The sequence below is a fragment of the Candidatus Thiosymbion oneisti genome, from assembly GCF_900092655.1.
Classification (GTDB): domain Bacteria; phylum Pseudomonadota; class Gammaproteobacteria; order Chromatiales; family Chromatiaceae; genus Thiosymbion; species Thiosymbion oneisti.
Genome location: NZ_FLUY01001663.1, coordinates 1 through 8,269, shown reverse-complemented (window position 1 = coordinate 8,269; position 8,269 = coordinate 1). Strand labels below are relative to the sequence as shown.

Annotated in this window: 8 protein-coding genes and 1 pseudogene; all 9 read right to left on the bottom strand. The window is 61.0% G+C overall.

Going from position 1 to position 8,269, the window contains the following annotated elements; genetic code table 11:
* Positions 1-123 precede the first annotated feature (123 nt).
* The 9 genes and pseudogenes from BQ17_RS17550 to BQ17_RS17510 all read right to left on the bottom strand — a co-directional run bounded on the left by BQ17_RS17550 (position 124) and on the right by BQ17_RS17510 (position 7,548).
* A complete protein-coding gene (locus BQ17_RS17550; protein WP_256091665.1) occupies positions 124-672 on the bottom strand; it encodes a retropepsin-like aspartic protease family protein in 549 nt (182 codons plus the stop codon).
* 12 nt (positions 673-684) lie between these two features.
* Positions 685-1,503, bottom strand: coding sequence for a CbbQ/NirQ/NorQ/GpvN family protein (locus BQ17_RS17545; protein ID WP_089729305.1), 819 nt, complete (start codon positions 1,501-1,503; stop codon positions 685-687).
* A gap of 287 nt (positions 1,504-1,790) precedes the next feature.
* On the bottom strand, positions 1,791-2,219 hold the full coding sequence (locus BQ17_RS17540) for a hypothetical protein (RefSeq protein WP_089729303.1): 429 nt from the start codon (positions 2,217-2,219) through the stop codon (positions 1,791-1,793).
* A gap of 178 nt (positions 2,220-2,397) precedes the next feature.
* Positions 2,398-2,544 (bottom strand): annotated as a pseudogene (locus BQ17_RS23550) (PIN domain-containing protein); the annotation flags it as partial.
* Between the two features lie 281 nt (positions 2,545-2,825).
* Complete coding sequence (locus BQ17_RS24410; protein WP_089729300.1) at positions 2,826-3,140, bottom strand: type II toxin-antitoxin system RelE/ParE family toxin; 315 nt, start codon at positions 3,138-3,140, stop codon at positions 2,826-2,828.
* A complete protein-coding gene (locus tag BQ17_RS17525; protein ID WP_089729299.1) occupies positions 3,137-3,376 on the bottom strand; it encodes an addiction module protein in 240 nt (79 codons plus the stop codon). Before BQ17_RS17525 ends, BQ17_RS24410 begins: the two co-directional genes overlap by 4 nt.
* Positions 3,377-3,740: 364 nt before the next feature.
* Positions 3,741-6,644 (bottom strand): sulfide/dihydroorotate dehydrogenase-like FAD/NAD-binding protein, encoded by a 2,904-nt coding sequence (locus tag BQ17_RS17520; RefSeq protein WP_089729296.1) that lies wholly within the window; start codon positions 6,642-6,644, stop codon positions 3,741-3,743.
* 11 nt (positions 6,645-6,655) lie between these two features.
* Positions 6,656-7,204, bottom strand: coding sequence for a hypothetical protein (locus tag BQ17_RS17515; protein WP_089729294.1), 549 nt, complete (start codon positions 7,202-7,204; stop codon positions 6,656-6,658).
* On the bottom strand, positions 7,201-7,548 hold the full coding sequence (locus BQ17_RS17510; RefSeq protein ID WP_089729292.1) for a hypothetical protein: 348 nt from the start codon (positions 7,546-7,548) through the stop codon (positions 7,201-7,203). The genes BQ17_RS17515 and BQ17_RS17510 overlap by 4 nt, the downstream gene beginning before the upstream one ends.
* Positions 7,549-8,269: the final 721 nt, after the last annotated feature.

Here is an 8,269-nt window from a genome sequence, read left to right as displayed (position 1 = left end):
GCCAGACGAAAGGGGCGGCAACGGATAGGCCACATCTAAGGACACGGGAACCTGCTCTCTACTCTACTGGTTCGAAATGACTTTTGCGACACCCTCGTCCGGGAGAGGGTGTCTCATCCGGCCTTACTTCGGGGCACGCAAGGTCAGGGTCTTGCCGCGCTGTATGAGCTCGAACTGCTTCAGGTAGCTCATCCCCAGCAGAACCTCCTCCCCCGGCATATTGGGCAACACCGACGCCTGCACGCGGCGGGCCGTCAGACCTCCCAGGTCGACGCTGCCGAGCCGCGTGCTCCAGATCCGGATATTGCCGTTCGCCGTCTTGGCCATGCGTGCCGCACCCAAGGGCACACCGAGCCGGCGTGCCACCCGGAGCGGGAGTGCAACGTCCGTGGCGCCCGTATCGAGGAGAAAGACGACCGGCTCACCATTGATCCGGCCATTGGCTACGTAGTGCCCGGACCGATTGCGTTGCAGGATCACCTGGGGACGACCCTGCGCGTCCGGGGCCACCTGGAGATCCCGGTTCGGGTTCTCCTGATCGTTGAGCAGGCGTTGGAAGAACAGGGCAAGTATAGCCAACCCCACCACCCAGGCCGCGAACAGCATGATCCGGCCGAGCCGTGAAGGCAGATCGTCAGTGCGGGGCAAATCCCGATTCATAACGGTGAACATAGGGACCGACCATCAGAAAAGCGAGGCACTGAGCTCGTAGACCGCCGCCAGCATATCTGCATCATCGGTCAGGGCCTGGGCGATGGCGCTCCGGCAGGCAGTGACCGGGGCAACGCCGGAGACGATCAGCTTGGCGGCGTGGACCAACAGCCGCGTCGAGGCCCCCTCGTCCAGGCCCTGGCCCTTGAGATTGCGGGTCATGTGGGCGAACTTGACCAGCCGGCGTGCCTGCTCCGGGGCTACACCGGTCTCCTTCTCCAGGATCCGCTGCTCCAACCCGGCCTCCGGGTAGTCGAACTCCAGGGCTACGAAGCGTTGGCGCGTGCTCTGCTTGAGGTCCTTGAGCACGCTTTGGTAGCCCGGATTGTAGGAGATGGCAAGGCAAAAATCATCGGGCGCCGCCAACAGCTCCCCGGCCTTTTCCATGGGTAACACCCGCCGGTCATCGGCCAGGGGATGGATGACGACGGTGGTATCCTTGCGCGCCTCCACGATCTCATCCAGATAGCAGATCCCCCCGGCGCGCACCGCCCGCGCCAAGGGACCGTCGACCCAAATGGTCTCGCCGCCCTTGACCAGGAAGCGGCCCACCAGGTCGGAGGCGGTCAGGTCGTCGTGACAGGAGACGGTTATCAGTGCCCGCTTGAGTCGCCAGGCCATATGTTCCATGAAGCGCGTCTTGCCACAACCGGTAGGCCCCTTCAACAGCACCGGCAACCCGTTGCGGTAGGCGGCCTCGAACACCGCAATCTCGTCGCCCACGGACTCGTAGTAGGGTTCCTCCTCGATGAAGTACTCCTCGGGCTTCAGTATCCGCAACACCTGCTGCACCGACGGTCTCCTGTTTCAGAACCCGGTCTCAATCGGCGTGCCCAACATCGGTGTTGGGCACGGGCCATCCATTGATGCGGTTCGCGCCATCCGGCAGTGCCATCCTGAAGGATCTCCCGCGCTCACCGCATCCTACGCCCTTTACCCAACCTACGCGGCGCATGTGGTCGGGCGCGCAGGCCGCGCGGAGGTAGTGCGGGCGTAGGTTGCGTTAAGACGCCGGCGCGGCCACGGCAGACGATCAGCGAGCCTTGGTGCGTCGTAACACAACCCGTCCGCTCTATAGGCTAGATCGTCTTCTCGGACTTCTTTTTGCTTGTCTTCTCGCTTTTCTTTTTGGATTCAGACTTCTTCTTGTCGCCTGACTTGGCTGATTTGCTCTTGCTATCAACCCCCTTTTCGTAGTCAGACCTGACCGATTTGCTTTTGCTATCGAACCTTTCCTTGGGGTCGGACCCGACCGACTTACTCTTGTGTTCAAGCTTCTTTTTGTCGTCCGACTCGACCGATTTGTAGGGTTTGGATTTACAGTGACCAGCGACACTTACGCCATCCTTGCGCCTGTACGACTCTACCCAGCTGCAACCTTTCCTTTCGCACGGGCCCCGTTCGAGGCCCTTGCACGCCGATGCCGCCGGCACGGACACCGCGGTGAACGAAAGCCCAATGGCCAGCGCGAAGGTAGCGAGCGTCACAACGCCTTTTCTTCTGAGCATAATTTCATACCTCTTTGGGATTGACGGTTGGTTTGTGCCAGCCGGAAGACGCATGGGCCACAACACATGACCCGTGCAGGACGAATACTCATCCGTCCGGTGGCGGCACGTCAGAAAGTAACAAACCGGCCTTGATGTCGCTACCTTTATTTATAATCACTAACGACAAAACGACATATCAATGCGGATTCTTAGGTTCAAGCCAGTTTTCCACGGATAGACCCGGTACGCGGGAGAATGCTCGCTCATTTGCGGTGACCAGGATCAGACCGAGCGTCAGGGCGTGGGCGGCGATGAGCATGTCGTTGCCGCCGATGGGCGTACCCGAGCCCGTAGGGCGGGTCAGGCGCGTGCGCCAAGCGCCGCGATTACCGCGGCGGTGGGCGCGCCGTCACCCGCCGGATGGCGCTGACCTCCCGTATAGGGTGGGCTGTGTCCACCGCCTCGGTACAGGAACCAAAGTCGCGTTCGCTTTTTGAATCCGCAGATTACGCAGATTTTCACAGATTGTTTCTTTCTTCATCTGCGTAATCTGCGGATATAAGAGCATACGGCGGATGGCGCAAGCTTATCCGCCCTACGCGGGCTCAGAAATGTCAACTGCCTCTAGCCGTCGGAATCTACGCCTCTGAGTCTTTCAGCTACGTACACAGGCCCTCTGCGCCGGTGCATGACAGCAACGATCTGTACCTCATGGTTCACAATGCGATAGATGAAGGAATAAGGGAATCTGAAAAGGGGTTTGCGGCGGAGCTCCCCATAAACAACTGGGCAAGAAAAAGGCGCCCCGGACAGTTGATGAAGTGCCGTGCTAACTTCGGTCAAGAGACCATCGCCAAGTCCAGGGCCCTTATCGTCATAGTAGCCGACCGCTCCGGCCAGCTCGTGCTCGGCGAGAGGGTCGAAACGGACGTTTTTCACCGGCTGCGGTTACGGAGACCGTCGAGCACATCCTGCGCTGGAATCAGTTCCACCTCGCCGGCATCGATTTGGCGACAGCGATGTTCCGCCTCCCTGAGCCAGAGTCGTTCGATTTCCACCTCATCTACCGACTCGGCATCATCAAGACTCTCAATCAACAAGCCGGCAAGTCTCGCCCGGCGTTCGGGATCGAGGTCCAGTGCCAACTCCTCGACTGTTCCAGTCCCAATAGTCATTGGTGATCCACCTCTCATCAATTGCCAGGTTCCCTTGGTCACATACCAGAGTTCTCTTACGATCAAGACCTCCGCGCACTCGAAACCGGCTTGTCAGCAGAGTGAGCGCGTATAAATTTCTTATCGATCAACAAGTTGTTACCGACAGTAGGTTGGGCAAAGGGCCAGGGATGGCCCGTGTCCAACATCCAACTGTTGGGCACGGCGCACCGTCCCTGGTGCACCTTTGCCCAACCTACAAGATCATGTTTTTGGGAGGATTTATACGCGCTCGCCCTGGGCTTGTCAGGCCTGGAGTCGGGTCGGGATCGGCGACCTACCGAACAGCGGGGCGAGCCTGTTGTAGAGTGCGCACTCGTCCTGTCTACACCCCATGCCGCTGCCGGTTCCGGTCTTCCTGCGCCCGGTACTGCTGGAATCTGGGAATGAACTTGTCCCAGTCGATGCTGTGGGCGTCGATCTCCGGGCCGTCGATGCAGGCGTGTTTGCGCACCAGCTTGCCGTCGCTGGTCACGGGGACCATGCAGGCGCCGCACATGCCGGTGGCGTCGACCATGATGGAGTTGAGGCTGGCGATGGTGCGCACGCCATAGGGCTGGGTGAGATCGCTGACGGCGCGCATCATGAGCGGCGGGCCGATGGTGACGACCTCGCCGACGGTGCGGCCGGTGCCGGCCTTGGCCGCATCGAGTAGCCCTGCCAGCGGTCCGGTGACGAAGCCCTCGACGCCGAAGCTGCCGTCGTTGGTGGCGTAGATGACCTCGAGCGTATCCGGGAACTCGGCCTGGAGTTGGCCGATGCGCGCGTCCGGCTCGGCCCAGAACATGAGCTCCCGGGTGCGAAAACCGGCGATCAGGGTCACGTGGTTACCGAGCGCCAAATGCTCGCGCATGATGGGGTACACGGGTGGCAACCCGACGCCGCCGGCGGTGAAGACAAGGGTCTCGCCTGCGGCGTAGCGGTGCAGTTGGCTCGGCAGTCCGAGGGGTCCGGCGATGCCGGCGAAGGCGTCGCCGACCTGCATCTTGTTCATGACGATGGTGCTGCTGCCTAGTCCCTGGATGACCAGGTCGATGGTGCCGGCCGCGGCATCCCAATCCGCCAGGGTCAGGGGGATCAGCTCGCCCTTCTCCCAGGCCAGGACGCGCACGAACTGACCGGCCTTGGCGGCCTTGGCGACCAGGGGCGAGTGCACGACGAACTCGACGATGCCCGCGGCCAGCTCGAGCTTGTCCAGGATCTTCGCCGGGGCCTGGCCGGTCTCGGTATAGCGTTCCGCGTGCTCGACCAGGGATTTGAGCTCACTCGGGCTGAAGGGATTTTCACCCATAATCTCGCGGGCGGCCTCCTGGCCGTCGCCGGCGGCCTTGATGGCGGTGGAGCCACCCCGAGCCGCGTCGCCGCCGGTGTAGACATCATCCACCGAGGTCTCTTGGGTCCCGGACCGGATCTCGATGGTGCCCCACTTGCTGGTCTTGAGCTCCGGCTCGGCGTCCTTGACGATGGGGTTGGAGGTATTGCCGAGGGCCATGATAACCAGATCGACGGGCATCTCTTCGATGGCACCGGTGGCGACGGGACGCCGGCGCCCGGAGGCATCGGGCTCGCCCAGCGCCATGACGTCGAGCAGGGCGCGGGTGACGAACTGGGTCTTGTGGTCGCCGACGAACTCCTGGGGTGCCCGCAGCACCTTGAGCTGGATGCCCTCTTCCAAGGCATGGTGCAACTCCTCGACGCGCACCGGCATCTCGGCCTGGGTGCGGCGGTAGACGATGGTGACCTCCCCCCCCAGACGGCGGGCGGTGCGGGCGGCATCCATGGCGGTATTGCCGCCGCCGATGACCATGACCTGCTTGCCTGCGGTGGTGGGCAAAGGTGTCTCGTACTCTTCCTTATGGGCCTGCATCAGGTTGACGCGGGTGAGGAATTCGTTTGCGGACAGGATACCGAGCAGGTGCTCACCGGGCACGTTCATAAAACGGGGCAGGCCGGCGCCGGTACCGATGAAGATCTTCCAGAAACCGGCGCGCTTCAGGGCCTCTAGGGTCGCGGTCTTGCCTACAATGAAGTTACGGACGAATTTTCCGCCCAGCTGCTCGACCTTCTTGACCACATCGTCGATCAGCTCGTTGGGTAGGCGGAATTCCGGAATCCCGTAGCGCAACACGCCCCCCAGCGCGTGGAAGGCCTCGAACACCGTCACCGGATAGCCTTCCTTGGAGAGCAGATAGGCATTGATCAGCCCGGCGGGGCCGGAGCCGACCACCGCGATGGGCGGGCGCTCGGCCTTGGCCCAGGGGCTGATGGCTTGGGGTAGCTGTAGGTACTTGTTCGGATTCAGGACCTTCTGGCTCTGGGGCAGATACCACTCCAGCTGGCCGATCTCGATCGGGCGCTGGTTGTGGGTGCAAACCCCCTGGCATTGGATTTCCTGCGGGCACACCCGGCCGGTGACATTAGGCAGGGGGTTGGACTCCTTGATCAGCTCCAGGGCCTGACGGAACTTCCCCTCCCCCATCAGATGCAGCAGCTCCGGGATGTGGATCTTGACCGGACAACCGCCTTTGTTTTCGCCGCCGTCCATGACCGGCAGACCGATCTCGCAGGGACGGTCATCGCACTGCTTGTCCCGTAGCACCTCCAGCCAGACGAAAAGCTCCACCTCGCGGAAGCTGTAGCCGAGCCCCATGTAGCCGAGGTAGCCCTGGTTGACCAGATCGAAATCCTTGGCCCGCTCCTCGGGCGGTCGGATATAGGGTGGGATGTTGTTCTCTCCCGGCCAGTTGACCGATAGCCCCTTGAACATGGGATAGCGATCGGAGAGGTGCGCGTCGATGGCGCGGATGAACTTGCGCTTGGACTTCAGGGAGATATTCCAGAGGAAGCGCATCAGGAGGGTACTCATGTCATCCTCCCGCAGCAGCAGGCCCCAGAGCTTGTAGGTAAAATCCGGGTCCAGCTCATCCTTCCGAAATTCCCAGGCAATGGCATCGATGCCCTCGGAAATGAACAGCTGGTTGAAGTACTGGGGATCGGTGACCAGACGCTTCTGCAAGAGATCGATCTGTTTCTGAAAGACCTCGACCGCCTCGCTATGCTCCAGCGTCCGGATTTCATCTTGGGCATCCCGGAGCCGGTCGCGATTGGAGGCGACCGCCTGGTTGGCCCGGTAGTAGCGCTCCAGGTCTGCGCGCTGGTAGGGGCCGGGAGGTTGCGGTTGCGGGTCGGCGCCCGGAGGCGACGCTTGATCCACGACTTGATGTGACATTAGGTTCACCTTTACCGGTGCGGTGGAAAATGTAGCCGGGAGAACCGGCGGCCGGCACGCACAGCCCGACGCTCGATCTCGGCGGCGGACTGTATCCCACCGCGATTTTCGAGAAACAGCAGAAAGGCTCGGGTGCTCACTTTGCGACAATTGTCCGGTAAGAAAAATCCGGCCCGAGCAATCTTGTGATCCTCGAACAAAAACACACCCGTCCGTGGAGGCGATTCCAGAGCAAGCTCGTTCATCACCTCCTGGATCGCGAGTTCCCCGAGATTCCTCTTCCGGGATGACGAAACCGAGTCGGTACGCATCCTTTGATGGTGCGCGTATGTTCGGGTGGAGAGAACCTCGACCTGTCGATCCCGCGCCCATTCCGCCAGCTTGTCACTGGTTGGCGTTTCGTTTCGGGTAACCTCGTGCAACACCATATCGACCAGGGCCAGGTTCCATGCCGGTTCGAGCAGTAGGTCCAACGCGTCCGCGTAGGCCAGGGTGATGAGAGGACCGGCATCCGGTAGCAAGAGAACCTGCCGATCATCGACAGGCTTCTTTTCACTCATGGGATCAGGCTGTTCAAATCATCGATCATCCCCTGGGTCATCGAATCGCTCAGCCTGGGCATTGGTAGATGGGCTTGGGCCATCATCAGAAAGAGGTCTTCCTCGCGCTCGAGTCCCAAGGACTCCATCGTGGTCAAATCATCGATGCGCCCCAGGGAAAAGTACAACAGCGTTCTGAAATTCCGATTGCCCGCGACCTCCGACGCCTCGAAGGTCTCGACGAGATAGCGCAGCTCCGAACTGAAGAGGGCATTGACCGAGGTCTCCGCCTTAGCGGCAACTACCTTGGCTCGCTTGAGCAAATCGCGATCGACCGAAGCGGTAAAGTTGACATTCGTAGACATGTTAGCCTCCTACCCTATAGCACACGAATAAATGTAGCACATGAATAGGTGCCGGTCTTTGTCCAGGATCCCCGGTGCAGGGCTCCCGAATGATAAACCCATGGAAAGCAAAAAGTTGTCTACTCGGCCTCAGTCCCAGGGCGACTATCGGTTGGCCCCCCTTTGGAGTGCGGCGGCAATCCATAAACCCCTGTGCTTCGGGTCATCTCCGGTGCCGGGTTGGTAGCCCCTGTCTGGTGATCGGCACGGGCCCGACGCCGCTTTGGATCGGGGTTGCTTGATAACTCTCGTACCGATCTCGAGCATAGGCCCTGCCGGCAGGGAAAAGCGCCGTCGCCGCGGCGTGTGTGGCGTGCAATATTCAGGTTTCTATTCAGGTTCTTGGCAACTTACGATGGCGTCACTTGGCGCGCGGATCCGACCACACTGCGCCGCTCTGCCGGCGCACTCTAAAAGAGTCGGATCGATAGCCCGACGGCCCCGACTCACTTCCAGGGCAACCGTTTATTTCAGCAAAGATTATCATTCGGGAGCCCTGCTCCCCGGTGGGACGACACCCTGGTCGAGCGCCTCGTCCCGGACGGCGATCCGGCTCTCGGCTTTGCAGGCGAGCGCCTACCCTCCCTGCTCCCTTTACCTTAAATCCAATGCCATTAAGTTAAGCGTTACCGACGCGGTTTGTGATCGATCGTGCGCTGTTTTTTTCGCCCTCACCCCAACC